General features: G+C 70.7%; 28 protein-coding genes. 4 read left to right on the forward strand and 24 right to left on the reverse strand.

All coding sequences use genetic code 11. From position 1 onward, the window contains the following. Positions 1 to 12 precede the first annotated feature (12 nt). Both VME70_06300 and VME70_06305 read right to left on the reverse strand, forming a co-directional pair. On the reverse strand, positions 13 to 381 hold the full coding sequence (locus VME70_06300; protein HTW19803.1) for a response regulator transcription factor: 369 nt from the start codon (positions 379 to 381) through the stop codon (positions 13 to 15). A gap of 26 nt (positions 382 to 407) precedes the next feature. Further along, the gene (locus VME70_06305; protein ID HTW19804.1) at positions 408 to 770 is read right to left on the reverse strand and encodes a DUF4229 domain-containing protein; all 363 of its coding nucleotides are present in this window, start codon (positions 768 to 770) and stop codon (positions 408 to 410) included. 93 nt (positions 771 to 863) lie between these two features. Here VME70_06305 and VME70_06310 point away from each other — a divergent pair, with 93 nt between their 5' ends. After that, positions 864 to 1145 carry a BldC family transcriptional regulator gene (locus VME70_06310; protein ID HTW19805.1) on the forward strand — a complete coding sequence of 94 codons (282 nt, stop codon included), beginning with the start codon at positions 864 to 866 and terminating at the stop codon, positions 1143 to 1145. 163 nt (positions 1146 to 1308) lie between these two features. Here the strand turns inward: VME70_06310 and ccsB are convergent, their stop codons facing one another. The 6 genes from ccsB to hemL are packed head-to-tail and all read right to left on the reverse strand — an operon-like array spanning position 1309 to position 7444. Then, positions 1309 to 2388: a c-type cytochrome biogenesis protein CcsB gene (ccsB, locus tag VME70_06315; GenBank protein HTW19806.1), complete on the reverse strand. Its 1080-nt coding sequence runs from the start codon at positions 2386 to 2388 to the stop codon at positions 1309 to 1311. Continuing rightward, the gene (locus VME70_06320; GenBank protein HTW19807.1) at positions 2389 to 3996 is read right to left on the reverse strand and encodes a cytochrome c biogenesis protein ResB; all 1608 of its coding nucleotides are present in this window, start codon (positions 3994 to 3996) and stop codon (positions 2389 to 2391) included. Between the two features lie 3 nt (positions 3997 to 3999). Next, on the reverse strand, positions 4000 to 4848 hold the full coding sequence (locus VME70_06325; protein ID HTW19808.1) for a cytochrome c biogenesis protein CcdA: 849 nt from the start codon (positions 4846 to 4848) through the stop codon (positions 4000 to 4002). After that, on the reverse strand, positions 4845 to 5438 hold the full coding sequence (locus tag VME70_06330) for a TlpA disulfide reductase family protein (GenBank protein ID HTW19809.1): 594 nt from the start codon (positions 5436 to 5438) through the stop codon (positions 4845 to 4847). The genes VME70_06325 and VME70_06330 overlap by 4 nt, the downstream gene beginning before the upstream one ends. A 52-nt stretch (positions 5439 to 5490) precedes the next feature. Continuing rightward, positions 5491 to 6147: a histidine phosphatase family protein gene (locus tag VME70_06335; protein HTW19810.1), complete on the reverse strand. Its 657-nt coding sequence runs from the start codon at positions 6145 to 6147 to the stop codon at positions 5491 to 5493. Further along, positions 6128 to 7444: a glutamate-1-semialdehyde 2,1-aminomutase gene (gene hemL / locus VME70_06340; protein HTW19811.1), complete on the reverse strand. Its 1317-nt coding sequence runs from the start codon at positions 7442 to 7444 to the stop codon at positions 6128 to 6130. The genes VME70_06335 and hemL overlap by 20 nt, the downstream gene beginning before the upstream one ends. A 61-nt stretch (positions 7445 to 7505) precedes the next feature. Between hemL and VME70_06345 the strand changes: the two genes are divergently transcribed. Further along, positions 7506 to 8741 carry a serine hydrolase domain-containing protein gene (locus VME70_06345; protein HTW19812.1) on the forward strand — a complete coding sequence of 412 codons (1236 nt, stop codon included), beginning with the start codon at positions 7506 to 7508 and terminating at the stop codon, positions 8739 to 8741. A 13-nt stretch (positions 8742 to 8754) separates the two neighbouring features. Here VME70_06345 and VME70_06350 read toward each other — a convergent pair whose 3' ends face one another. Genes VME70_06350 through VME70_06380 form a run of 7 tightly spaced genes read right to left on the reverse strand, consistent with a single transcriptional unit; the run spans position 8755 to position 15008 of the window. Continuing rightward, positions 8755 to 9252, reverse strand: a complete 498-nt coding sequence (locus VME70_06350; GenBank protein ID HTW19813.1) for a TMEM175 family protein — start codon at positions 9250 to 9252, stop codon at positions 8755 to 8757. Next, positions 9195 to 9395 (reverse strand): TMEM175 family protein, encoded by a 201-nt coding sequence (locus tag VME70_06355; protein ID HTW19814.1) that lies wholly within the window; start codon positions 9393 to 9395, stop codon positions 9195 to 9197. Before VME70_06355 ends, VME70_06350 begins: the two co-directional genes overlap by 58 nt. Continuing rightward, positions 9392 to 10390 carry a porphobilinogen synthase gene (gene hemB / locus VME70_06360; GenBank protein ID HTW19815.1) on the reverse strand — a complete coding sequence of 333 codons (999 nt, stop codon included), beginning with the start codon at positions 10388 to 10390 and terminating at the stop codon, positions 9392 to 9394. The genes VME70_06355 and hemB overlap by 4 nt, the downstream gene beginning before the upstream one ends. Further along, positions 10387 to 11964 carry a uroporphyrinogen-III synthase gene (locus tag VME70_06365; GenBank protein HTW19816.1) on the reverse strand — a complete coding sequence of 526 codons (1578 nt, stop codon included), beginning with the start codon at positions 11962 to 11964 and terminating at the stop codon, positions 10387 to 10389. The genes hemB and VME70_06365 overlap by 4 nt, the downstream gene beginning before the upstream one ends. 31 nt (positions 11965 to 11995) lie before the next feature. After that, positions 11996 to 12940 (reverse strand): hydroxymethylbilane synthase, encoded by a 945-nt coding sequence (hemC, locus tag VME70_06370; GenBank protein ID HTW19817.1) that lies wholly within the window; start codon positions 12938 to 12940, stop codon positions 11996 to 11998. After that, positions 12937 to 14256 (reverse strand): glutamyl-tRNA reductase, encoded by a 1320-nt coding sequence (locus VME70_06375; protein HTW19818.1) that lies wholly within the window; start codon positions 14254 to 14256, stop codon positions 12937 to 12939. Before VME70_06375 ends, hemC begins: the two co-directional genes overlap by 4 nt. Beyond that, positions 14253 to 15008: a redox-sensing transcriptional repressor Rex gene (locus tag VME70_06380; protein ID HTW19819.1), complete on the reverse strand. Its 756-nt coding sequence runs from the start codon at positions 15006 to 15008 to the stop codon at positions 14253 to 14255. Before VME70_06380 ends, VME70_06375 begins: the two co-directional genes overlap by 4 nt. A 200-nt stretch (positions 15009 to 15208) precedes the next feature. Here VME70_06380 and VME70_06385 point away from each other — a divergent pair, with 200 nt between their 5' ends. Next, positions 15209 to 16411, forward strand: a complete 1203-nt coding sequence (locus VME70_06385; protein ID HTW19820.1) for a DUF349 domain-containing protein — start codon at positions 15209 to 15211, stop codon at positions 16409 to 16411. A gap of 33 nt (positions 16412 to 16444) precedes the next feature. Here VME70_06385 and VME70_06390 read toward each other — a convergent pair whose 3' ends face one another. The 4 genes from VME70_06390 to VME70_06405 all read right to left on the reverse strand — a co-directional run bounded on the left by VME70_06390 (position 16445) and on the right by VME70_06405 (position 20853). Further along, positions 16445 to 16996, reverse strand: coding sequence for a hypothetical protein (locus tag VME70_06390; GenBank protein HTW19821.1), 552 nt, complete (start codon positions 16994 to 16996; stop codon positions 16445 to 16447). A 39-nt stretch (positions 16997 to 17035) separates the two neighbouring features. After that, positions 17036 to 17293: a hypothetical protein gene (locus VME70_06395; protein ID HTW19822.1), complete on the reverse strand. Its 258-nt coding sequence runs from the start codon at positions 17291 to 17293 to the stop codon at positions 17036 to 17038. Then, a complete protein-coding gene (locus VME70_06400; GenBank protein ID HTW19823.1) occupies positions 17290 to 18807 on the reverse strand; it encodes an AMP-binding protein in 1518 nt (505 codons plus the stop codon). Before VME70_06400 ends, VME70_06395 begins: the two co-directional genes overlap by 4 nt. 63 nt (positions 18808 to 18870) lie before the next feature. Then, positions 18871 to 20853 carry a transglycosylase domain-containing protein gene (locus VME70_06405; protein HTW19824.1) on the reverse strand — a complete coding sequence of 661 codons (1983 nt, stop codon included), beginning with the start codon at positions 20851 to 20853 and terminating at the stop codon, positions 18871 to 18873. Positions 20854 to 20917: 64 nt separating this feature from the next. On the opposite strand from VME70_06405, the gene VME70_06410 reads away from it, so the two are divergent. Then, complete coding sequence (locus tag VME70_06410) at positions 20918 to 21820, forward strand: HAD-IB family hydrolase (GenBank protein HTW19825.1); 903 nt, start codon at positions 20918 to 20920, stop codon at positions 21818 to 21820. A gap of 38 nt (positions 21821 to 21858) precedes the next feature. On the opposite strand, the gene VME70_06415 is transcribed toward VME70_06410, so the two are convergent. The 5 genes from VME70_06415 to VME70_06435 all read right to left on the reverse strand — a co-directional run bounded on the left by VME70_06415 (position 21859) and on the right by VME70_06435 (position 25207). Next, complete coding sequence (locus tag VME70_06415) at positions 21859 to 22833, reverse strand: lysophospholipid acyltransferase family protein (protein ID HTW19826.1); 975 nt, start codon at positions 22831 to 22833, stop codon at positions 21859 to 21861. Continuing rightward, on the reverse strand, positions 22826 to 23866 hold the full coding sequence (locus VME70_06420) for an NAD-dependent epimerase/dehydratase family protein (protein ID HTW19827.1): 1041 nt from the start codon (positions 23864 to 23866) through the stop codon (positions 22826 to 22828). Before VME70_06420 ends, VME70_06415 begins: the two co-directional genes overlap by 8 nt. A 37-nt stretch (positions 23867 to 23903) precedes the next feature. Next, positions 23904 to 24764 carry an SAM-dependent chlorinase/fluorinase gene (locus VME70_06425; protein HTW19828.1) on the reverse strand — a complete coding sequence of 287 codons (861 nt, stop codon included), beginning with the start codon at positions 24762 to 24764 and terminating at the stop codon, positions 23904 to 23906. 16 nt (positions 24765 to 24780) lie between these two features. Next, a complete protein-coding gene (locus VME70_06430) occupies positions 24781 to 24879 on the reverse strand; it encodes an AURKAIP1/COX24 domain-containing protein (protein HTW19829.1) in 99 nt (32 codons plus the stop codon). A 70-nt stretch (positions 24880 to 24949) separates the two neighbouring features. Then, complete coding sequence (locus VME70_06435; protein HTW19830.1) at positions 24950 to 25207, reverse strand: helix-turn-helix domain-containing protein; 258 nt, start codon at positions 25205 to 25207, stop codon at positions 24950 to 24952. Between the last annotated feature and the right edge of the window lie 124 nt (positions 25208 to 25331).

Below are 25331 nucleotides of genomic sequence, written 5' to 3' on the forward strand. Positions count from 1 at the left end.
GGCTCGCCCCGGTCACTCGGCCGTGACCCGGCGGCCGCGGAGCTCGCGCAGCAGGTCGACCAGCTGCGTCACGCTGGCCCCCTTCTCGAGGTAAGCGTTGGCGCCGGCGGCCATCGCCTCGTCCACGAGGTCGGCCTGCTCGAACCCCGAGAAGATGACGATCAGCGCGCCGGGCAGGCGCTCACGCAGCTGCGGGAGCGCCTGCATCCCGTCCATGACCGGCATCGCCAGGTCGAGCAACACGATGTCGGGGCGCAACGCCTCCCCGACCGCGAGCGCCTGAGCGCCGTCGGAAGCGGTTCCGATGACCTCGAAGTCGTCCTCGGTCTCGAGCAGCAGCGTGAGCAGCTCGCGCAGGTTGGCCGCGTCATCGACCACCATGACGCGATCGCGCCGTGGCGCCCGCATCACGAGGTCTGGTCAGCGCGGGCGGTTGCCGGGCCGGTCACCTCCGCGGCGGCGTGTTGCGCCTCCTGAGCCGCCTGCACGGCTTCGACGTACCCGTCCTCGGCCGAGGTACGCGCGGCCAGCTTCGCCTGTCCGCGGGCAACGGTGCGCTCAACCGCCTCCGCCAGCTGCTCCCGCGGCCGCCGCAACAGGAACCAGCTCAAGATGCCGGAGATCAGAAGCGAGCCGATGATCAGGGGGAACGTCGGCACACCGATCGCCCAGCCGATGCCCAGGCAGGCCGCCAGCAGGCCGGCTCGCGCCGCGTTGTAGACCAGCGCGGCGCGCCCCGCGCCTCGCGGCGCGCCCGCGTCTGCTGCCATACAGTTCAGCCTACGTCGGGCCAACCAGAGCCCGCAGTTGGAAACGATTCGGCGGCGTTGGCTGACAACAACGAGGTCTAAACGTCACACTAAATGCGAGTGCGTCGTGCCAGCGCACAGTGGAGGGGGTTTGTGGTGGTTGAGTCCCGAGATCGGCTCTTGACCCCGGGGGAGGTCGCCAGCCTGTTTCGCGTAGACCCGAAGACGGTCACGCGATGGGCTGCAGCGGGGCGGATCAACAGCATCCGGACGCCGGGCGGTCATCGGCGCTTCCGCGAGTCGGAGATCAGAGATCTCCTGCGTCAGGACGGCTCGCGTGCTGCGACGCCGTCGCCGCGGGAGGCCGGAGAGGAGTCGGCGACCGCGCGGTCATAGCCGCCTGAGCCGGGCCAGCGTCGTCCCGGCCACCGATCACCCTGGCGATGCAACGCGCGCGCCTGTCTCGTGAGGATCGGCCGGTTCGCTGCGAAGGCGGCGGCGAGCGCGGCGTGCTACCGCACGCGAGCGAGCGAGGACGCCGGCAGCGGGCCGGCCGGCCTCACGAGATACCGGCGTAGGAGTGCAGGCCGGTGATGACGGTGTTCACCACGTAGTAGTCGACCATCAGGCAGGCGAACGCGATCAGCGAGAGCATCGCTGCCTTGCGGCCGCGCCATCCTGCGGTGGCGCGCGCATGCAGGTAGGCCGCGTAGCCGAGCCAGGTGATGAACGACCAGGTCTCCTTCGGGTCCCAGCCCCAGTAGCGGCTCCAGGCCTGCTCGGCCCAGATCGCGCCGGCGATGATCGCGAAGGTCCAGACCGGGAACGCGAAGGTGATGATCCGGTACGCCAGCCGGTCCAGCGACGCCGCGGATGGCAACGATTGCATCAGCCCGCTGCGGGCGTTCATCTCGGCCACGGCAGCGGTGCCGGGACCCACGCTGACGCGTTGGGGACGAAGCGGTGCCTGCACTCGCCTGCGCAGCGCCAAGCGCAGCGGCGGCAGACCGCGCTCCCAGCGTTCCTTCAGCAGGTACAGAGCGGTGACGACGCCGGACACCATGAACGCACCGGTGGCCGTGATTGCCGCGACCACGTGGATCTTGATCCAGTACGAGTCCAGGGCGGGGACGAGCGGACCGGGAGCGGCGTAGAGCACCGTGCCGGCCAGGCCGAGGTAGAGCACCACCGGCGCCATCATGAACGCGCCGAGGTAGCGCACGGACTCCCGCGAGCGCCAGCTGATCAGATGGGCGTTCGGCCGGCGCAGCGCGGTCGCGGCGATGCGCTTGAGCGGCTGGCTCATCAACAAAGCGAGGTAGATTGCGACCGCAACCAGCGTGACCATGCAGGAGAACTCGTACATGTTCCCCCAGGGCACGCGGTGCACCGCCAGCCCGCGCGTGGTGACCGACGCGATGTGGAAACCGAAGCCGATCACGGTGAGCGCGACCGCGGCTCGCCCGAGCCGGACGCCCGACAGGTAGCGCGCGAACAAGCCGGAGGCATCGCGCCGGGCCATCGAGCGGCGGGTTGCGGCGAACTCGGCGGCATAGCCCAGCATCGCGAACGCGTAGCAGAAGACCGTCCAGGTCAGGAGCACGTCCGAGACATGTGCAAGGTGAAGGTTGGGTGCCACTCAGTCCCTCTCGGTCCCAGCATCCCCGGCGCGCGACGGACCGATCTGCGCCATCAGGTCATCGAGCTCGTCGACGAACCCACCGACATCGCTGCGCGCCAGCCCGGCCGCGGTGACTACGGTACGCCCCGCCGGATCGCCGGCTGCGGCGGGCACGGCCCGGATCCAGAACCGCCGGCGCCGGACCCGCAACGAGCCGAGCAGGCCGGCGATGATCAGCACGGCTGCGGCAAGAACGGTGCGCTTCCCGGGCTCGTGCGCGACCTGGAAGGTGGCCCACTGGTCGATGCCCTCGAACGTCACGGTCGCGCCGTCCGGCAGCTTCCAGCTCTCGCCCTTGGTGAGGTCCTTCACACCGATGTTCTTCAGGCCGCCGACCGGCAGCGAGTAGTCGGACTGCGGCACCCCGCTGTTGAGGCCGAGGTTGCCGCGCCACGCCGCGAGCGACAGCATCGGGTTGTCGAGACCCGGATACGTGGACACCAGCCCGGCAGTGGTCGGAACTGCGGTCGGGTAGAACTCGCCGGTCAGGCCGAGCTGGCCGTCCTTGCCACCGAGCGACGGGATCTTCACGACGCCGTGCGACGCGAACTGGCTGTTGTCCGGAAGGAACGGCGTTTGCCCGTCGTACTCCACCTGGCCCTTGCGGTTGGTCACCTTGAGCAACAGCGAGTACCCGTGGCCGACCAGGAAGATCTTCGCGCCCTTCACGTTCAGCGGATGGTTGACGCGAATGTCGAACGGCCTGGCGACGGCGCTCGGTGAGGACTTGTAGCTCACGTAGGCGTTGAACGCCGTGGGCTCACCGTTCGACTGGTACGTCGCGGTGAAGTTCTGCAGGCTGAACGAGAACGGCGAGAGCTGGGAGTTGGAGAACAACCGCGACGGCTCGAACACGTCGTAGTCGAGCCGCGCGTTCGCGAAGCCCTGCCCGGGGCCGACCAGCACCGTGCCCTTGTATCCGTAGAGGCCGCTGAGCGCGATGCCGACCAGCAGCAAGAGCAGCGCGACGTGGAAGACCAGGTTGCCGGTCTCGCGCAGGTAACCCTTCTCGGCAGCGACGGTGACGACACCGTCCGGCTCCTCGCGTACGTCGGCCCGCCAGTGCATGCCGCGCAGCACCTGGTGGACGCGGGCCGCCACGTCCGCGGCCGGCTCATCGCTGTCCCACTGCGTCGAGGCGGTCAGCCGGGTCAGGTTACGCGGTGCGTTCGGCGGCCGGCGGCGCAACGCCCGTGCGTGCAGGCGGATCCGCGGCACGAGACAACCGACGAGGGACAGCGCGAGCAGCAGGTAGATCGCCGCGAACCACGGCGCCGCGAAGACGTCGAACAGTGACAGCTTGTCCATCAGTGGCCCGAGGTGCGGGTGCGCCGCGAGGAAGCTGTTGACCTTGACCGGGTCGAGCCCGCGCTGCGGGATCACCGTGCCGGGGATCGCGGCGAGTGCGAGCAGGGCGAGCAACAGGAGCGCGGTGCGCATGCTGGTCAGCTGGCGCCACAGCTGGCGCAGCGCCGCGAGCGGGGTGCGGACAGGAGCGCGCACCGGCGCGTCCGGCTGGGTCGAGAGCGCGGTGGTGCGGTCGTCGTCGAGGACGGTGTCGGACATCGCTCAGACCGGCGCCGTGTATGAGGGCAGCGCGTTGCGCAGGTCGATCGAGAGCGTGTTCCACTCGCCAGTCACCAGCAGGACGCCGACGGCGATCAGCAACAGGCCGCCGCCGCGGACAACCACGCCGTAGTGCCGCTTCACGAACGCGAAGGCGCCGAGTGCGCGGCGGAAGCCGAGCCCGGCGAGGATGAACGGCACCCCGAGCCCGATGCAGTAGGCCGCCGTGAGGACGGCCCCGCGCGCTGCGGTAGCGGTGTCCGGGTTGCCGGCGATCGCCAGCACGACGCCGAGGGTCGGGCCGGTGCAGGGCGTCCACCCGACACCGAACGCAATCCCGAGCAGCGGCGCGCCCGCGATGCCGAGTGACGGCAAGCGGTGGAAACGCCATTCGCGCTGGAAGCCGGGCAGCCATCCCATGAACGCCAGACCCATGACGATGGCAACGCCACCGGCGATGCGGTCGATCGCGGTCGCGTGCGCGACCAGATGATCGCCGGCGTAGCCGAAGAACGCGCCGAACAGCACGAACACCGCGGAGAACCCGCCGACGAACAGCACGGACCCGAGCAGCACGCGCCCGCGCCGACGCCGGCCCGAGCCGGCGGCCCGAAGCGCTTCGACGGCAACAGCTGCACCCGGTCCGTCACTGACCGAAGGGGGGCCGGCCGCGAGGTCGGCAGCGGACAGGCCGGTGACGTAGGAGAGGTACGCCGGCACGAGTGGCAACACGCACGGCGAGAAGAACGACACCAGACCGGCCAGCACCGCAACCGGCACCGCGAGCACGAGCGAGCCACCGGCCGCGTGCTGGAAGGTCGTGGCGGCGTCGGCCAGGACAGACGCAGTCACGCCGACTCCGAGAGCAGATCGTTCAACAACCGCTTGATGTGCGTGTAGTCGGACGGGCCGTTGATCCGAGCGGCGATCCCACCGTGGGGGTCGATGACGATTGTCGTCGGCGTGCTCGGCGCGCCGCCGGGAAAGCCGAGAACGAGCGAGTCGGCGCGGTCGATGAGGCTCGGGTAGGTGACGCCGAACTGGCGCTCGAAGCTCAGCCCGGAGGAACGGTTGTCACCCCAGTCGATCCCGACGAAGCGCACCCCTTTGCTCGCGTACTCCTTCGACAGCGCTTCGAGCGCCGGCTCCTCGCTTCGGCACGGCGAGCACTCCGACTGCCAGAAGTTGACGACGACGTAATCACCCCGGTAGCTGGCGAGGCTGAGCGGCCGGCCTTGCAGCGTCGTGCCGTTGACGTTGCCGACCATGGCGCGGCCCTGGGACTTGTACACGGTGATGTTTCCCGGGCCGAACTGGTAGCCCAGGCTGCCCGTCACCGAGGTGTTGACGTTGCCGGTACCGGCGCATCCGGCGAGCACCGCGATCGCCAGGACGGCGATCGGCGCGAAGCGCGCGGAGCGCGACAGTGCAACCCGAGACATTGCAACCATTGTGTCCTGTTGAGAGCGGCCGGCCGCACCGGGCTGGCGATCGTCACGCGCCGCCGACGCGCTGCCGTCCGCTCGCGCCCGCGGGCTCGGTGTAGTCCACCCGCAGCAGCCGCTCACCGTCGTAGACCAGCGACGTGATCGACGCGAGCGCACACCGACGGCGATCCGGCCGGTGCCAGAGGTGCTCACCCTGCACCTTGCGCCTGGCCACCTCGATCGGGAGCTGGTGGCTGACCAGAACGGCTTCGTGACCGGCCGCCGCGACCCGCGCTTCGTCGACCGCCTCGAGCACCCTGGTCGCGATCTCGGCGTACGGCTCCCCCCACGACGGCCGGAACGGGTTCCAGAGGTAGCGCCACACCGAGGGGTTCTTCAGCGATCCGTCGCCGACGCCGAACGTCCGGCCCTCGAAGATGTTGTCGCTCTCGATCAGCCGCGCGTCGGTCGTCGGCGCCAGGTCGTACACTGCGGCGATCGGTGCGGCGGTCTGCACCGCGCGCTCCAGCGGCGAGGACCGCACGACAGTGACGTCGCGACCACGCAACGCATCGGCATCGAGCAGCGCCATCTTCTCGCCGGCGGCGGAGAGCCGGAAACCGGGCAGCCGGCCGTAGAGCACGCCGGTGGGGTTGTCGACCTCGCCGTGCCGCACCAGGTGGACGACGGTTCGCGTCACTGCGTCACCGCGCGACCTCGGCATCGACGGCGACCGCCGCCTTGATCGCCGCGGGCAACGCATCGGCGACCCGGTCGAGCGCCGCATCATCGTGGCTCGCTCCGACGAACCACGCCTCGAACGCCGATGGCGGCAGGTAGACGCCCTGGTCCAGCATCGAGTGGAAGAAGGCCGCGTACCTGGCAACCGATGCACGCTTCGCGGTCTCGAAGTCCACGACGTCGTCGGCGGTGAAGAACACCGAGAACAGGCTTCCTGCGGTGTTGATGCGGTACGCCGCACCGGCATCGGCGAGCGCCGCGGCCAGCAGGCCCACCAGCCGCGCCGCCGCCGCGTTGACGCGGTCGTAGACGTCGTCGGTGCAACCCCGCAGCTGGGCGAGGCCGGCGGCGACCGCGACCGGGTTCCCGGACAGCGTGCCCGCCTGGTAGACCGGGCCGGCCGGCGCGAGCTGTGCCATGACCTCGGCCCGCCCGCCGAAGGCAGCCGCCGGCAACCCGCCGCTCATGACCTTGCCGAAGGTGAACAGGTCGCCCGGCACTCCTTCCAGGCCGAACCAGCCGGCCCGACTGACCCGGAAGCCGGTCATGACCTCGTCCAGCACGAGCAGCGCGCCGTGTTCCGCGGTCAGCTCGCGCAGGCGCTGGTTGAAGCCCGGCAGCGGCGGGACCACGCCCATGTTGGCCGCGGCGGCCTCGGTGATGACGCAGGCGATTCGCTCACCGTGCGCGGCGAACACCGCCTCGATGGCAGGGACGTCGTTGTAGGGAACGACGATCGTGTCCGCTGCGCTGGCACCCGTGACGCCTGGCGAGTCCGGCAGCGCAAAGGTCGCCACCCCGCTGCCGGCGCTGGCAAGCAGCGCGTCGACGTGCCCGTGGTAGCAGCCGGCGAACTTCACGACCTTGTCGCGCCGGGTGAACCCGCGCGCCAGCCGCACCGCGCTCATGGTCGCTTCGGTGCCGGAGTTGACCAGCCGGACCTCCTCGACCGGCCCGACCCGGTCGACGATCAGCTCAGCGAGCTCGACCTCGCCCGGCCCCGGCGCGCCGAACGACAGCCCGGCGGCCGCGGCGCGCTTCGTCGCCTCGACCACGGCCGGATGGGCGTGCCCGAGGATCGTCGGTCCCCAGGAGCAGACCAGGTCGACGTACTCGATGCCGTCCGCGTCGTACAGGTACGGGCCGTCGCCGCGGACCATGAACCTCGGCCCGCCGCCGACGGCACGGAACGCGCGCACCGGCGAGTTGACCCCCCCTGGCGTAACCGCCTGCGCACGGGCGAACAGCGCATCGGAGGCCGGAGTGGGGTCGGTGGGCACGCGGCCATCCTTTCAAGCCGCTGCTACCGCCGCGACCCGGCCCGCATGCCAGGCTTGCGCCATGACGGATTTCGCGGTCAACGTCGATCCGGCGGAGGTCGGGCTCGATCCGGAACGGCTCGAGCGGATCAACCGGCACTTCGCAAGGTACGTCGACGACGGCCGGCTGCCCGGTGTGCAGATCACGGTCAGCCGGCGCGGGCGGATCGCCCATCTGTGGACCTACGGCAGCGCGGACATCGAGGCCGGCCGAGCGGTCGAGACCGACACGATCTGGCGGATCTACTCGATGACGAAGCCGATCACCTCGGTCGCCGCGATGATGCTGTACGAGGAAGGTGCGTTCGAGCTCACCGACCCGATCAGCAGGTGGCTGCCGGAGTTCGCGCAACCGCGGGTCTACGTCGGCGGTCCGGCGTCGAAACCGATGACCGTACCGGCGACCGAGCCGATCCGGGTGTGGCACCTGCTCACTCACACCGCGGGCCTCACCTACGCCTTTCACCGGGTGCACGTCACCGACGAGATCTACCGGAACGCCGGCTTCGACATCTCCGACTCGCACGGGCTGGACCTCGCCGGTTGCGTGGCCGCCTGGGCGGCGCTGCCGCTCGCTTTCCAGCCCGGCGCGGAGTGGCTGTACTCGGTTGCGACCGATGTTCTCGGCCGGCTGGTGGAGGTGTGGTCGGGTCAGTCCCTGGACGAGTTCTTCCGGACGCGCATCTTCACACCGCTCGGCATGACCGACACGGGCTTCTGGGTACCTCCTGACGAGCACGGCCGGCTGGCCGCGCTGTATGCCATCGCGCCCGGCCTGCCCGAGAAGGTGCGCTACGACGCTCTCGGCGAACCGTTCAAGCAGCCGCCGGCCTGGTTGTCCGGGGGCGGTGGCCTGGTCTCGACGAGCAGCGACTATCTGCGGTTCTGCCACCTGCTTCTGCGCGGCGGAGCGCTCGATGGCGAGCGGCTGCTCTCCCCTCGGACGCTCGCCTACATGCGACGCAACCACCTTCCCGGCGGCGCTGACCTGCAGCAATACGGCCGGCCGATCTCGGCGGAGACGAGGTACGACGGAGTCGGCTTCGGGCTCGGTTTCGCGGTGACCGACAACCCGGTGGATGCGAAGGTGCTGACCGGCAGCGGCGAGTCCTACTGGGGTGGGATGGCGAGCACCGCCTTCTGGGTCGATCCGGCGGAGGATCTCGCGGTGGTGCTCATGACCCAGCTGCTGCCGTCGAGCACCTATCCGCTGCGCCCACAGCTACGCCAGCTGGTCTACCAGGCGATCGTCGACTGAACCGCCGAAAACCTCAGCGCCGCAAGGGGTCCAGCGCGTAGTAGATCGCCAGCGCCGCCTGCACCCCGAGCGTCAGCTCGGCGGAGATGAAGGACAGGCCGAGGGTCGGCAGGTAGAACAGCACGCCACCGCTGAACCCGCGCCTGCTCTTGCGCACGGTGGCGGCATCCATCGGCGTCCTGAGCAACCGCCCACCACCGGCGGTCACGTGCCACCAGATCAGCGCGTAGAGCACCGCCATCAGCGTCATGACCGCGCTGTAGAAGAACGCCGCGACGTGTGCGTTGCTGCCGCCACCGGTCAGGTAGTCGGCCAGCACGCGCGTGGGGAACGGCAGGAACGCGATCACGAGCAACAGGAGGAGGTTCAGCAGCATCAGCCGCCGGTCGACACGGGCGACCTGCCGGAACAGGCTGTGGTGGTTGATCCAGGTGATCCCGATGACCAGGAAGCTCACGACGTAGGCGGCGTACTCGGAGAGCTCGGTACGGGCGAACAGCGCATGGAACAGGTGCCCGCCGCCGGCATGCGCGGGCGCGCGGCAAGGTCGAGCACGAGCAGCGTCGCGGCGATCGCGAAGACACCGTCGCTGAAGGTCTCCAGCCGCCCGGTGGAGACCGGCTCGGGAGCGAGCTCGGCCTCTTGTTCGCTCACCGCCGCAGCCGGCCGGCCACCTCTGCCGCCCAGTACGTCAGAACGATGCCGGCACCCGCCCGCTTGATCGACGCGAGCAGCTCCGCGATGGCGCGGTCACGGTCGATCCATCCGTTCGCGGCTGCCGCCTCGAGCATCGAGTACTCCCCCGAGACGTTGTACGCCGCGACCGGTACGTCGACGGCGTCCGCGACCGCGCGGACGACATCGAGGTAGCCGATCGCGGGCTTGACCATCACCAGGTCCGCGCCCTCGGCGACGTCGAGCAACGCTTCACGGACCGCCTCGTCGGCGCTTCGCACCGGGTCCTGCTGGTAGGACGCGCGGTCACCGAACTGCGGCGCGCACTCCGCCGCATCGCGAAACGGACCGTACATGGCCGAGGCGTACTTCGCGGAGTACGCCATGATCGCGACGTCCGCAAAACCGTTGCTGTCCAAGGCATTTCTGATCGCGGCGACCTGCCCGTCCATCATGCCGCTCGGACCCACGACGTGCGCGCCAGCTTCGGCCTGGGCCACCGCGATCGACGCGTAGCGCTCGAGCGTGGCGTCGTTGTCGACCGCGCCGGTGTCGGTCAGCAGGCCGCAGTGACCGTGGTCGGTGTATTCGTCGAGGCACAGGTCGCTCATGACCACGACGGCGTCGCCGACTTCGGCGACCACGTCGCGAAGGGCCTGCTGCACGATGCCGTCAGGATCGTCCGCGGAGCTGCCGCGAGCATCCTTCATGGCCGGGATACCGAACAGGATCAGCCCGCCGACGCCGGCCTCGGCCGCTTCGCTCGCTGCCTTGCGCAACGAGTCGCGTGAGTGCTGCAGCACGCCCGGCATCGAAGGGATCGGCACCGGCTCGACCACCGACTCCTTCACGAACATCGGAAGCACCAGGTCGGAAGGCGACACCGCCACCTGTGCCGACAGCCGGCGAAGCGCGGGTGTGCGGCGCAGCCGCCGCGGCCGCACGGTGGGAAACCCGCCGGCCGGGAGGTTCATTTCGCCTTCTTGGCGCGGGTGATCCGTGCGCGGTTCGCCTTGCCCGGCGGCAGCACCTCGCCGCTCGCGCGCCGCTCACGTCCGAAGGTTGCCAGCGCGTCGGCGAGGGCCGCAACCGACGGCGAGTCGGCGCGCACGTCGACCCGCAGGCCGAGCTCGGCCGCGGTCTTCGCGGTCTGCGGGCCGATCACGGCGATGATGCTCGACGTGTGCGGCTTGCCGGCGATACCGACCAGGTTGCGCACGGTCGACGACGACGTGAAGAGCACGGCGTCGAAGCCACCGGTCTTGATCGCCTCGCGGGTCGCGGCCGGCGGGGGCGCCGCACGGACCGTGCGGTACGCCGTGACGTCGTCGACCTGCCAGCCGCGCTCGATCAGGCCTGCCGACAGCGTCTCGGTGGCGATGTCGGCCCGGGGCAGGAGCACCCGGTCGAGCGCGTCGTAGCCGGGCTCGTACTCCGGCCAGTCCGCGAGCAGGCCGTCGCTGGACTGCTCGCCGGACGGCACCAGCTCGGGGCGCACACCCCAGGCGACCATGGCGGCCGCGGTCTGCTCGCCGACACAGGCGATCTTCACCCCGGCCAGCGCTCGCGCGTCCAGGCCCAGCTCTTCGATCTTCTCGCGGATCGCCCGGACGGCGTTGGTCGAGGTCAAGGCCAGCCAGGCATAGCGCCCGCTCACCAGACCGCGGATCGCCCGGTCGACCGCCTGGGGCGTGCGCGGTGGCTCGACCGCAATGGTGGGCACCTCGACGGGGATCGCGCCGTACGACGCGAGCTGCTCGGAGAGCGCCGCCGCCTGCTCCCGCGTCCGCGGCACGAGCACGCGCCAGCCGAACAGCGGCTTGCTCTCCCACCAGGAGAGCCGATCGTGCAGCTTCACGACCTCTCCGACGACGACGAGCGACGCGCCCTCGAGCGATGCCGCATCGCGCTCGACGGTGTCGAGGGTGGAGACGATGGTTCGTTGCGCCGTCGTCGTACCGGCGGCCGTGACCGCAACCGGGGTGTCCCCCCGACGGCCGTGCTCGACCAATGCCGCGGCCGCCTTGCCGATCGACCCCTCGCAGTTGAGCAGCACCAAGGTCTGGTGTGCGGCCGCAGCGACGGACCAGTCCGGCTCGGGGCTGTGCGGCGACACGTCGACGATGTGGACCGTCCTGGTCCTGCGATCGGTCACGGGCACGCCGGCATAGCCGGGTACGGCGACCGCGGCGCTGACCCCGGGCACCAGCTCGAAGTCGATCTTGGCCTTGGCGCAGGCCTCGGCCTCCTCGGCAAACGCGCAGAGCACGGTCGGGTCACCGCCGAACAACCGGGCCACCTGCTTGCCCTGTTTCGCCGCCGCGATCGCCAGCTTGCCGGGGGCGGCGTCGTCACAGCCGGTGTTGATGATCTCCACATCAGGGCGGCAGAACGCCAGCATCGCCTCGAGGTGGGGAAGGGCGAGGGCAACCGCATCGGCCGCGGCCAGGACGTCCCGGGCGCGAACGGTGAGCAGATCCGGGTCACCCGGGCCGGCTCCCACGAAGGTCACGACCCCGGGTGTCGGCTTGCTCCGGCTGTTGGTCACGCTCTCACTCCGATCATGGCGGGTTGTGCGGTCATCGTGCGACGCCTCCCATCAGCTCGGCCGCGCCCTCGGCGAGCAGCTCCGCGGCGAGCTGGCGCCCGAGCAGGGCGGCGTCCGCTACCGGTCCGGTGCGGGAGAGGCGAATGGTGCGAGCACCGTCGACGGCGGCGGCGACGGCACGCAGGTAGATCTCATCAGGCCCGTCGTCCCCTGTCGAGACGTCCGCGAGGGCACCGATCGGAGCCGAGCAACCGGCCTCCAGCGCAGCGAGCAGCTCCCGCTCGGCCGTGACGGCGGCCCTGGTCGTCGGGTCGTCGAGCGCGGCCGCCAGCTCGGCCTGCAGGTCGGTCTCAGCGGCCCGGCACTCGACCGCAAGCGCACCCTGACCGGGCGCGGGCAACATCTGGCCGGGATCGAGCAGCTCGCTCGCCTCCGCCAGCCGACCGAGGCGGACCAGGCCCGCCGCGGCAAGCACGGCCGCATCCGCCGCACCCTCGGCGATCTTGCGGATCCGGGTGTCGACGTTGCCGCGGATGCCCACGACCTCGATCCCGAGGCCGAGGGCTCGTAGCTGGCCCGCCCGCCGCGGCGATCCGGTGGCCACCCGCGAACCGGGCGCGAGTCCCGACAGGCCGGCACCGTCGCGGCTCACCAGTGCGTCGCGCGGGTCGGCGCGCTCGGGCACTGCGGCCAGAGCGACATCGTCGGGCTGGCGGCTCGGGAGGTCCTTCAGCGAGTGGACGGCGAGGTCGACATCGCCGGCCAGCAGCCGCCGCCGCACCTCGGTGACGAAGACGCCGGTGCCGCCGAGATCAGGCAGCGCCGCTGCCGACCGGTCGCCCTCTGTCACGACCTCGACCAGCTCCACCTCGTGTCCCGCACCCCGCAGCACGTTCGCGACCTCGGTCGCCTGCACGAGGGCCAGCGGCGAGCGGCGGGTGCCGATCCGAAGCGTGCGCGTCGTCACGGCGGTCATTCGGGTCGCCCTTCCGAGGATCCGGTCTCCTCGACCACCACATCGGCACGGGTCACGGCCTCCGTTGCGGCCGGGTCGAGCGCGAACAGCTCGCGCAGCGCCTCGGCGTACGAGTCACCACCGGGGGACTCGGCGAGCTCCTTCACCCGAACCGTCGGCGCATGCAGCAGCTTGTCGACCACCCGCTCGACGGTTGCGCGGATCTCCTTGGTCGTCCGCTCGTCGGTGTGTGGCATCCGCCCGAGCAACCGGCTGAGCTCGGCGTCCACGACCTGCTGGGCGCGCGCCCGGAGCGCGACGACGGTCGGCGCCACGCGGTCGGCGCGCTGCTTGGCCAGGAACGACCCGACCCCGTCGGTGACGATCCGGCGTACGGCGTCGACATCCGCCTCGATCGATGCGGTCTCTACCACTTCCGACAGAGCATCGAGGTCGGCGACCGTGACGCCGGGAATCGAGGCGGCACGGGGATCGACATCGCGCGGCAGCGCGAGGTCGAGCACGAACAAGGGGCGCTCCGCGCGGTCGCCCAGCGCCTCGGGGCCGACGACCGTACCGACCGCGCCGGTGCACGAGATCATCAGATCCGCCTCCCGCACGACCGCAGCGAGCGCTTCCATCGCGTGAGCCTGCCCACCCACCTTGACCGCCAGTCGCCGGGCGCGCTCGGGCGTGCGGTTGACGATGTCGAGGTTCGCGATCCCCCGCTCGCGGAGCTCCCCGGCGGCCAGCGAGCTCATCGCGCCCGCGCCGACCACGACGGCTCGGCGCCCGGACAGCCCGCCGGTTGAGCGTTCGGCCAGTGCGACTCCGACGGAGACCAGCGAACGGCCGGCGCGGTCGATGTCGGTCTCGGTGTGCGCCCGCTTGCCGACCCGCAACGCGGCGTCGACCACCGCGCCGAGCGAACGCGCAACGGTGTGCTCGGCGCGCGCGAGGTTCAACGCGGACCGCAGCTGGCCAAGGATCTGCTGCTCCCCGACCACCATCGAGTCCAGCCCGGCGGCGACCGCGAACAGATGCTGTACGGCACGGTCCTCGTAGTGCACATAGAGGTGCTCGGTGAGCGTGTCGAGGTCGACCCCGGCGTGCGCGGCGAGCGCTTCGCTGATCTCCTGCACGCCGCCGTGGAACTTCCGGACCTCGGCATGCACCTCCAGCCGGTTGCAGGTGGCGAGCACGAGGGCCTCGTCGACATGCTCGGAGCCGACCAGGTCGGCGAGCAGCTTCGCGATCGAATCGGTGTCGATCACGACCCGCTCGAGCAGGTCTACCGGCGCCGACCGGTGCGACAACCCGATCGCGAGCAGGCTCACCGCTGTCCTGCTTCCTGGGTGACCAGCGACTTGCGCTGCTCGTGGAAGGCAAGGATCTGCAGCTCGATCGACAGGTCGACCTTGCGCAGGTCGACGCCGTCCGGGACGGAGAGCACGACCGGAGCGAAGTTCAGCACGCTGGTCACCCCGGCACGGATCAGCCGGTCGCACACGTCTTGCGCCGCCGAGGCAGGAGTCGCGATGACGCCGATCGAGATCTCCTCCTCGCCGAGGATCCGCTCGAGCTCGTCGACCGGGCGCACCTCGACTCCTGCGATGACCGAACCCACTCGCGACGGGTCGGCATCGACCAGTGCGGCCACCCGGAAGCCGCGGCTGCCGAAGCCGCCGTACCCGGCGAGCGCCTGCCCGAGGTTGCCGACCCCGACGATCACCACGCTGTAGTGCTGGGTGAGACCGAGGGCGCGGGAGATCTGGTAGACGAGGAACTCGACGTCGTACCCGACGCCGCGGGTGCCGTACGAGCCGAGGTGGGACAGGTCCTTGCGCAGCTTCGCCGGGCCGACGCCGGCTGCTCGGGCGAGCAGATCGGAGGAGATCGTCGCAACCCCGCCCTCGGCGAGGGAGGTGAGCACCCGCAGGTAGACCGGAAGCCGGGCCACCGTCGCCTCGGAGATGCCACCGCGCCGTGCCGTGCGGGCGCCGGAGGACCGGGGGGGTCGGCCGGTGCCGTTCGGCGAGCTGCCGTTGCGCGCCGAGGCGGAGGAGGGCTTCGTGGTCGGGTCCGCCATCGTCAACCGGACTCCCAACCGAGCTGTCTTTCCCCTCGGTCGACTGTAACCCGCTTGTGAAGATGTGCACAAAACGGTTGTGCGGTTGTGAACAGCCGATGAACCGGCACCGTCCGCGCGGATGGACGGCCGAGGTCAACCGGGTGGGAACCACCGGTCCGCCTACCGCTGCCTGCCGCCGCATGTGAGGATTTGTGGCGATGAGCAGCGAATGGGGCCGCATCGACGAGGACGGCACGGTATATCTCCGCACCGCCGACGGCGAGCGGGTGATCGGCTCCTGGCACGCCGGCAGCCCGGAGGACGGGCTCGAGTTCTACCAGCGCCGCTATGCGGAACTGGCCGCGGAGGTCGGCCTGCTGGAGGGACGGGTGGCCTCGGCCGCGAGCGACCCCCGTTCGGTGGGCACGGCGGCCCGCAAGCTGCGCGAGGTGGTCCCCTCGGCGGCCGCGCTCGGGGACCTCGACGCACTCGTCACGCGGCTCGACGCCGTACTCGCCGCAGTGGCGGACCGGCAGGCGGCGAAGGCGGCCGAACGCGCCGCCGCCGCGGATGCTGCGGTGCAGGCGAAACGGACCCTCGTCAGCGAGGCACAGGAGCTGTCGTCGAGCACCAGCTGGCGGGCGACCGGCGAGCGCTATCGCGCGATGGTCGAGGAGTGGAAGGCGATCCGGGGCGTCGACCGAAAGACCGACTCCCAGCTCTGGGAGCAGCTGTCCAAGGCGCGCCGCCAGTTCGACTCCCGGCGCCGCGCACACTTCGCCGAGGTCGAGACCCAGCGAGCCGGAGCCGCCGAACGCAAGGCCAAGCTGGCGAGTGATGCCGAGAAGCTCGCCGACTCGACCGAGTGGGCGGCCACCGCGAAGCGCTTCCGCGAGCTGATGACGGAGTGGAAGGCAGCCGGTCGGGCCGGCCGCGACGTCGAAGACGACCTGTGGAAGCGGTTCAAGACCGCGCAGGACGGCTTCTTCAGCCGGCGTTCCGAGGTCTTCGCCGCCCGCGACTCGGAGCTGAAGGCGAACCTTGAGGCCAAGCAGGCCCTGCTCAGCGAAGCCGAGCGGATCGACGCGACCGCGGACCCGGACGGCGCACGCAAGCGGCTGCGCTCCATCCACGACCGCTGGGAGAAGATCGGACACGTCCCGAGGGACGCGAAGGACACCGTCGAGTCGCGGCTGGCCGACGTCGAGCAGAAGATCCGCCACGCCACCTCGGCCGGGCGCAAGGTGCAGGTCACCGAGTCGACCCTCGTCATCCGGCTCCGCGAGTCGGTCGACAAGCTGGAAGCGCGCCTGGGACGCGCCCAGGCGGCCGGCGACGGCAAGCTGGTGGCCGAGACCGAGGCGGCGCTGTCGACCCAACGCGAGTGGCTGGCCCAGGCGGAGACCGCCGGCGCCGAGTGACCGGCGGAGCAACCAGCGGAGTAGCAGGCCGGCTCAGCCGCGCTGTTCCGCCAGCCGCCAGCGACGCGCGGCCACCGCGAAGTACGCCGCCAGCGCCAGCCCGGCGCCGACCTCCGCCAGCGCGACCCGCCGGGAGGTGATCGCCTGGCCGGCAAGATCGCGGATCGCCGGTTCGAGACAGACCATCGCCGCCGAGACGAGCGCACCGGCCCACGCGCGCTGCACCCGCCACTGCTGCCCGAACCACCCGAACAACGGCCCGGTGAAGGCTCCGCCGAGGAAGACGAACGGGTCGCTTCGGACGAAACCTTCGACGCCGCGGATGCTCAGCGTCGCCTGCTCGATCGGGCTCAGCGTCATCAGCAGGTAACCGAGCAGGGCGGCGAGCGTGGCGCCCAGCCCGAGCACCGCGGCGGGGCGCGGCGCCCGCTGCGTGCACCCGGCCAGAAAGGCGAGCACGAGCCACGGTGCCGAGAGCAGGCTGACCTGTGCCGCCCAGGCGACGCCATGCCCGCCGAGGCTGCCGACGTACTGGTCCGCCGCACCGAACGCGAATGCCGCTATCACCACGACGAAGGAGATCACCGGATCAGGATGGCACGAAGCGACCGCAGCGAACGCCGGTCAGCCGCGCCCCGCGAGCGTCGAGCGGAGCCGGTCGGGTGCCACGCGGAAGATGTCGTGCACCTCGCCGTCCACGAGGATCACCGGCACGTACTCGCGCCACCTGGCCTGGGCATCGGCCGCCAGCTCGGAGAGCGGGCGAGCGGTCCAGCCGACGTCGAGCTCTCGACACACCGCCTCGACCGCGGAGCAGGCCTCGTCACACAGGTGGCAACCGGACGTGACGAGCACGACCACCCTCGGGTCCGCGGTGGTCAACCGCCGGCAGCCGACGCATGGTCGTCGCCGCCGTCACCCTCGCGCAGCCGGCCCTTCGAGACCTTGCCGGACAACGAATGGGGCAGCTCCGCGACGAACTCGACGATCGTCGGGCACTTGAACCGCGCGAGCCGGGACGCCGCGTAGGCGATCAGCTGGTCTTCGGTCGCCGTCAGCCCGGGCCGCAGCACGACCAGCGCTTTCACCGTCTCGCCGGTGTAGAGGTGTGGCGCGCCGATCACGGCGACCTCGGCCACGGCCTCGTGTTCGGCGAGGACGTCCTCGACCTCGCGGGGATACACGTTGAAGCCGCTCACCAGGATCAGCTCGCGGGTTCGGTCGACGAGATACAGGTCGCCGTCGGCATCGGCGTACGCGACGTCGCCGGTCCGGAACCAGCCCTCGTCATCCGGGCCGCCCGCGCCGTCGGGCCAGTAGCCGGAGAACAGGTTGGCGCCGCGCACGATCAGCTCGCCGGGATCGTGCTCGTCGACCTCTTCCTCGGCGTCGTCGAGGATCTTGACCTCGACGCCCGGCAGCGGTCGACCGACGCTGCTCGCCTTCGGCACCGGGCTGCACAACGTCGTGGTGAGCACGGGAGCGGCCTCGGTGAGGCCGTAACCCTCGAAGATGTGGTGGCCGCTGGACTCCAGGACCGACCCGAGCACGGAGGGCGGCAACGGCGCCGCGCCGGACAACGCCAGGCGCACCGTGCTCAGCCGCTCGCCGAGCTGCGGCATCGCCGACCACGCGACGTACATCGGCGGAGCGCCGACGATGCAGCTGACCTGCTGGTCCTGGATGAGCTCGAGGGTCTCGGTCGGGTCGAAGCGGCGGGCGAGGATGCCGGTCGAGCCGGCCTTGGCGACCAGACCCAGCCCGGCGTTCAGGCCGTACACATGGAACAGCGGCAGGACGAGCAGAACGCGGTCGTCCGCCGAGACCACCGGCGGCTGGATCGCCACCAGCTGGTCGAGGTTGGCGAGCAACGCACGGTGGCTGAGCATCGCGCCGCGCGGCCGGCCGGAGGTGCCGGAGGTGTAGAGCAGTACGGCGAGGTCCTCGCCACCGACCTCGCTGCGCTCGCCGCTCACGCCCGCGTCCAGCAACTGGTCCCACGACCCGGACTCCGCGCCGACCACGACGAGCGAGTCCTCGGTGAGATCGGTGAGCTGCCCCTGGTGCTCGGTGTCCGTGACGACCAGGCGGACGGCGGCGTCGCCGAGCTGGTACCTCAGCTCCCGCGGGGTGTAGGCGGTGTTGAACGGTACGGCGACAAACCCCCCGCGCAGCGCGCCGAAGTACGCGGTCACGAACTCCACGCTGTTGGGCAGGAGCAGGCCGATCCGGTCGCCGGGCTCGCAGCCCGCCGCCTGCAAACCGGCCGCCGCCTGCTCGACCATGCGGTCGAGCAGTGCCCACGACACCGTTCGCTCGCCGTCGACGAGGGCAGGCTTGTCCGGGCTGGTCTCGGCCGCTGCCCGCACCAGATCGGCGACGTTCCCGGCGGCCATGGCGACGAGTGTTCCACACCTGCAAGCACCCGTGATCGGCGCCGAAGCGCGCCCGGCGCGCTGCTAGGAGCTGCCCTGCAGCGCGCGATAGTCAACGAAGGTCTGCGCGAACAGCTTCGCCGGGATGGTGCCGCCGTACACCGGCGCGCCTGATGCGTCGCGGAGCTCGTGCGGGTTGGTGTCCCCCATCCAGACCGTGATGCACAGGGTGCGCGTGCATCCGGTGAACCAGGCGTCGGTGAAATGGTCGGTGGTGCCGGTCTTGCCGTAGACCGGGAACGGCTGGCGGGCTGCCCTCCCGGTGCCCGAGTCGACCACGCCCTGCATCGCCGACGTGACCTCGTTGGCGATCCTCGCCGGCATGACCCGGCTGCCGGGTGGCTGCGGCGCGGCCTGGAAGAGCTCGCCCTGCACCGGGGTGCGGACGGTCAGGATGCTGCGCACCGCGTGATGGATGCCATGGTCGACGAAGCTGCCGTAGGCATCCGCCTCGGACAGCGGGCTGACCGGAATGCCCAACGCGTACGACGGGCAGATCACGCCCCTTCTCGCACCGCAGGAGTGACCCGTGTCGAGATGCCCGACGACCATCCCGGCCCGCTTCGCCAGCCGGACGATCCGGTTCATGCCGACCTGGACCGCGAGCGGCGCGTAGACGGTGTTGATCGACTGCTCGAGCGCGGTCTCGAGGGTGTAGTAGCCGGCACCGCCCTCCGCGTTGCAGGGCCGGTAGCCCGGTCCGATCCGGATGCACTCCGGAGCCTGATGGCCCTCGGACAACGTGTGTCCGTGCTGGAGCGCGACCGCGAGCGTGAACGGCTTGATGGTGGATCCCGACGAACGGGTGATGTCCGCGACCGGCGGGTCGGCGAGGTCGAGACCGTTCTGCACGTAGCCGCCGGCCTTGTGCTCGGCGAGCGCCCGCAGGTCGCCGTTGCGGGGATCGACCGCGACGACTGCCGCATTCAGGTGCTTCTGCTTCGGCAGGATCTCACCGAGTGCCTCCGTGGCCGCTTGCTGCAGGTCGAGGTCGAGGGTGGTCGTGACCTGCATCCCGCCCGAGTTGAACAGCGTCGAGTCGCCGTAGTGCGCGAGCTGCGCGGCGACCAGGTCGCGGAACTCGGGAGCGATCGTCTGCGCCTCGGGCTCCGCCTGGGCGACGACCCGCGGCAACGCGGAGCCGTAGGCATCGCCGGCCTGCTCGGAGTTGATGTAGCCGGCCACCTGCATGCGGTTGAGCACGTACAGCTCGCGCGAACGCGCTGCCGTAGGGTCGTGCAGCGGGTTCCAATCCGACGGTGCCGGCGCCATGCCGGCGAGAGTTGCGGCTCGGGCCAGTGCCAACGACGGATCGCGCTTGCCGGTCGCCGGGTTCAGCGACAGCTCGTTGATCGGTACGCCGAAGTAGAACCGGCTCGCCGCCTCGACCCCCGCCGTACCGTTGCCCAGGTAGAGGGTGTTCAGGTAGCGGGTGAGGATCTCGCTCTTGGTCAGGTGCTGTTCGAGCCGGAGCGCGAGCGAGGCCTCCCGCAGCTTGCGCAACGGGGTCCGCTGGCTGCCGGTGTAGACGTTCTTGACGTACTGCTGGGTGATCGTGGAACCACCCTGAAGCCCGTGCCCGGTGAGGTCGTGCCAGGCCGCCCGCGCGATCGCGATCGGGTCGATGCCGGGACTCGAGTAGAACCGCTGGTCCTCCGCCGCGACGATCGCCTCACGCATGACCAGCGGGATCTGCGAGCCCGGCACCGGGTCCTCGACCTGCGGCGAACGGATCGTCGCGAACGGCTGGCCTGCGGAGTCCAGCAGGAGAACGGACTTCGGGGGCACCGGTTGGAAGTTGTAGTTCAGCGGTGCGGCAACCAGCCCCGACACGAATGCGCCCAGCGCGACGAGGATCGCGACCACGCTCCAGACGAGGACCTGCATGCGCCGGCGCCGTTCGCGCCTCGTGCGATTCTCCCGGGCGGCAACCGCCGACGCGGCGCTGCGGGCGGCCGCCGGCGAGCGCCCGGCCGGCAGCCGGCGCGACGGACGCAACGCGGGCACGAGTCAACGGTAGCCACTGGCCGCCCGCCGCCTCTTCCGAGCGCTCGCGACTACCCTCGACGGCATGGCCGCCCGGTCGCGCTCGCGGCGCAGTGCCGTCGAAGCCGGACATGCGTCCGCAGCCGCGGCAGAGGTCGAGGCCAGTCTCGCGATGCCCGCGGATCCGCACGCGGCGGCGTTCTTCGACGTCGACAACACGATGCTGCAAGGCGCATCGATCTACCACTTCGCCCGCGGGCTCGCGGCTCGGGACTTCTTCTCGTGGCGGGACCTGGCCGCGTTCGCATGGCGGCAGGTCGCCTTCCGGCTGCGCGGCATCGAGAACCTCGACCACATGGAGGACGCCAAACAGGCCGCGCTCGGCTTCATCGCCGGGCACTCGGTCGACGAAGTCACGGAGCTGGCCGAGGACATCTACGACGAGCTGATCGCCGACCGGATCTGGTCCGGCACGCGGGCCCTGGCGCAGCTCCATCTCGACGCCGGCCAGCGGGTCTGGCTGGTCACTGCCGCGCCTGCGGAGCTCGCCGCACTGCTGGCCCGCCGGCTCGGCCTGACCGGAGCGCTCGGCACGGTGTCCGAGGTGGTGGACGGCGTCTACACCGGGCGTCTGGTCGGCGAGCCGCTGCACGGACCGGCAAAAGCCGAGGCCGTGATGGCGCTCGCGGCACAGGAAGGACTGGACCTCGCGCAGTGTTCGGCGTACTCCGACTCCGCCAACGACCTCCCGATGCTGACCACGGTCGGACATCCGGTCGCGGTCAACCCGGACGCGCGGCTACGACGGATCGCGCGGGAAAACGGCTGGGAGGTGCGCGACTTCCGCACCGGACGCAAGGCGGCGAAGGTCGGCGTACCGGCTGCTGCCGGGGCGGGCGCGATCGCCGGCGGCATCGCCGTGGGACTCGCCATGCACCGCAAGCACAACGGCGCGATCAGGGCGCCGCGCAAGGCCCTGAAGCCTTAACGCACAAGCCTTGACAGACGAAGCCTCTGCAGCAACGCCTAGAAGAAGACGCTGCGTCGGGCGAGCAGGAGCTTGTACAACGTCTGCTGGATGACCTCACGGACCTGGTCGGTGAGGTTGAACACCAGCATCGGGTCGTCCGCGCCCGCGGCACCGATCTGATCGGTCTCGATCGGCTCGCCGAACTCGATGATCCACTTCGACGGCAAAGGCAGCAGGCCCAGCGGCCCGAGCAACGGGAACAACGGCGTGATCGGGATGTACGGCAGCCCGAGCGCACGCGCCAGGGTCGGCACGTTGCCGATGATCGGGTAGATCTCCTCGGCCCCCACGATCGAGCACGGAATGATCGGTACGCCGGCCCGCAGCGCCGCCGAGACGAACCCGCCGCGGCCGAAGCGCTGCAGCTTGTAGCGCTCGCTGAACGGCTTGCCGATCCCCTTGAACCCCTCCGGCCAGACACCGACCAGCTCACCCGCACCGAGCAGCCGCTCGGCGTCCTCGTTGCACGCCAGCGTCGCACCCGACTTGCGCGCCGCCGGTGCCACGACCGGAAGGGTGAAGACGAGGTCGGCGGCGAGCATGCGCAGGTGGCGATGCGCCGGATGGTGGTCGAGCAGCGCGAGCTGGGTCATCGCCGAGTCGACCGGAATGGTGCCCGAGTGGTTGGCGACGATGAGCGCGCCGCCCATCACGGGAACGTTGTCCATGCCCTGGACCTCGACCCGGAAGTACTTCTCATAGATCGGCCGCAGCAACGGCATGAGCACGTGCTCGGTGAGATCGGCGTCGAAGCCGAAGTCGTCGATCTCGTAGTCGCCGGTGATCCGGCGGCGCAGGAAGGCGAGAGCGCCGGCCGCCCGCCGCTCCCAGTCACCCGGCTCCGCCGACGGTTCCTCGTCGAGCTCCGGCACCGGAGCCGGCGCGGGTGCGGGCGCTTCCGCGCGGGCGCGGCGGCGCCTGGCGGGTGGGCCGTCGCCCGAGTCCAGCCGGATCACGCGAGCGTCAGACACCGACGGCCACCCCCAGCCGCCCTACGACATCGCGGACGAGCTCGCCGGCCGCCTCGACCCGCGCCGGGTCGATCACCGGCCGCAGGCCGCTTCCCGCGACGAAGTCGTCGAACGCCTCGACGGTGGTGTAGCGCGCGAGATAGCCGAAGTCCTCGACCAAGCGCCTGGTGTCGACCCCGCGACCGAAGAGCAGGAACTGCAGCTGCTCCGGCGAGAAGTCCACCAGCCCGGTATGCCGGAACGCCGACCCGACCACGCTGACCGCGGCGTTCGGGAACTGCACCGACGTCCGACCGGCGCGCCGGATGGCCTGCGACAGAAGCAGCACACCGTCCGCCGCGACGTTGAAGGTGCCCCGATGGTCCTCGACCACGGAGCGGTGCAGGACCTGCATCCCGTCGTCCTCGTGCAGCAGCTGCAGCCGCGGGTCGAACCCGAACACCGTCGGAACCACGGGCAGCGAGAAGTAGCGGGTGAGCGGGGTGTCGATCCGCGGGCCGATGAAGTTCGCGAACCGAAGCAGCGTGACATCGACGTCCGGACGCCGGCGGCCGAACCCGCGGACGTATCCCTCGACCTCGACCGAGTCCTTGGCGTAGCCCGACCGCGGGAGCGCCCGCGGCTCCATCTCCTCGGTGAACAGCGCAGGGTCTCGCGACGACGACCCGTAGACGGCGGTGGTCGACTTCACGACCAGCTTCCGCACGCTCGGCGCCTTCTGGCACGCGGCCAGAAGCTGCATCGTGCCGATGACGTTGATCTCCTTCATGGCCGCCCGGCCGCCGGCTCCGAACGGCGTCGCGATCACGCTGAGGTGCGCAACCGTGTCGACCTTCGCCTGCGCGATCACCTTCGCGATGATCGGGTTCCGGATGTCGGCTCGGACGAACTCCGTGCGCCCGAGATCGGTCTTCGGGGGCTCGACGTCCACCCCGATGACGCGCTCGATCGACTCGTCGTCGGACAGCCGGGCAGCGAGCAGGGCGCCGATCCGGCGCGAGACACCGGTCACCAGGACCACGCCTGAGCTCACGACGCGATGGTAGTCGGGCGGCTCGGCGCCCGAGTGGTCAGTTGAGCGAGCCCGGCCGGGCTGACTGCTGCGGCAGCCGGGCGATGACAACCGGCTCGCCGCGGCCCACGCGCAGCTCGCGGCTCGCGTGGCCGGCGTTGACCGCCAGCATGATCGAGCGGAACGAGTCCTCACACAGGGTGAGCCGGCCGCGGGCGACGTCGCCGTACGTCGCGTTGAACGGCACGTCCAACGTACGGCCGTTGCAGCGCACCTCGACGGTGTCGCCGAAGGTCATGCCGGCCGCCTCGAGATCGGAGCGGCAGACGTTGAGCGAGACGTTGCCGAAGTGGTCGACCAGGCTGACCTCGCCGTGGACGTGGTCGTCGTCGACGACGACCCCGCGCACCGGCAGCGTGACCAGCTCGTCGGTGGAGACCGCCGCACCGATCTCGCCCAGCTCGGTGCCGTTGGCGAGGTGGGCGGCCACGGGGGCGAAGATGTCCCGACCGCGGAAGGTCCGGTGGATGGTCTCGAGACACAGTGCCGGGTTCGAGATCTCCACGGCCTGCTTGGCGCCGCCACGCTGCTCCCAGGCGAGGGAGAGGATCCCGTTGTCCGGTCCCACCAGCAGCGAGCCGTCGCCGGTCTCGACGACCACCCCGCGGGCGGTCGCCCCGTGCATCGGGTCGACCAGCGCGAGATGGACGGCGAGCGGAAGGTAGGGGATCGCGGAGGCCAGGCTGTTGGCGCCCTGGGCGACATCCTGCGGCGTCACCTGGTGGCAGACATCGAGAACCCGCACGTGCGGCGCGATGGAGGCGACGACCCCGCGGCAGACCCCGACGAACACGTCGTCCAGGCCGTAGTCGGAAGTGAAGGTCACCCAGTCGTAGCGCCGTTGCTTCGACGAGGACACGCTCGCGCCCCTCTCGTTACTTCTTGTTGCGTCGCTGCACGCGCGTCTTCTTCAGCAGCTTGCGATGCTTTTTCTTCGCCATGCGCTTGCGACGCTTCTTGATGACCGAACCCACGTGGCGCCTTTCCGACAGCCGTCCCCGAGCAAATCCCGGCCAAGGTTAGCCGGAACGGCGGCCCGGTGGGTCAGCCGGCTTCGACGAACGAGTGCTGCAGGTAGTCGTGCACCGCCTGCTCAGGCACCCGGACCGATCGACCCACGCGCACGGCGGGCAGCGTCGCGGCGTTCACCAGCCGGTAGACGGTCATCTTGGAGACCCGCATCAGGGTCGCGACCTCGGCGACGGTCAGAAACCGCAGCTCGCCGAGCCGCTCGGCCTCCGGGTGGGCGGGACTCGTCACCGCCCCGGCACCATTCCCGGGGATGCCAGCGTCCGCAGCCATGGAACAACCGCCCTTCCACGCGTGCGGCGCGTCGGCTTCCCCTCCGACGCAGGCACCGCATGCGTGCTGTATCGACTGTATCGGCTTGTGCCTCATGGCGTCATAGATACGGGTGGGACATCAC

It is taken from the genome of Mycobacteriales bacterium (assembly GCA_035504215.1).
Classification (GTDB): domain Bacteria; phylum Actinomycetota; class Actinomycetes; order JAFAQI01; family JAFAQI01; genus DATAUK01.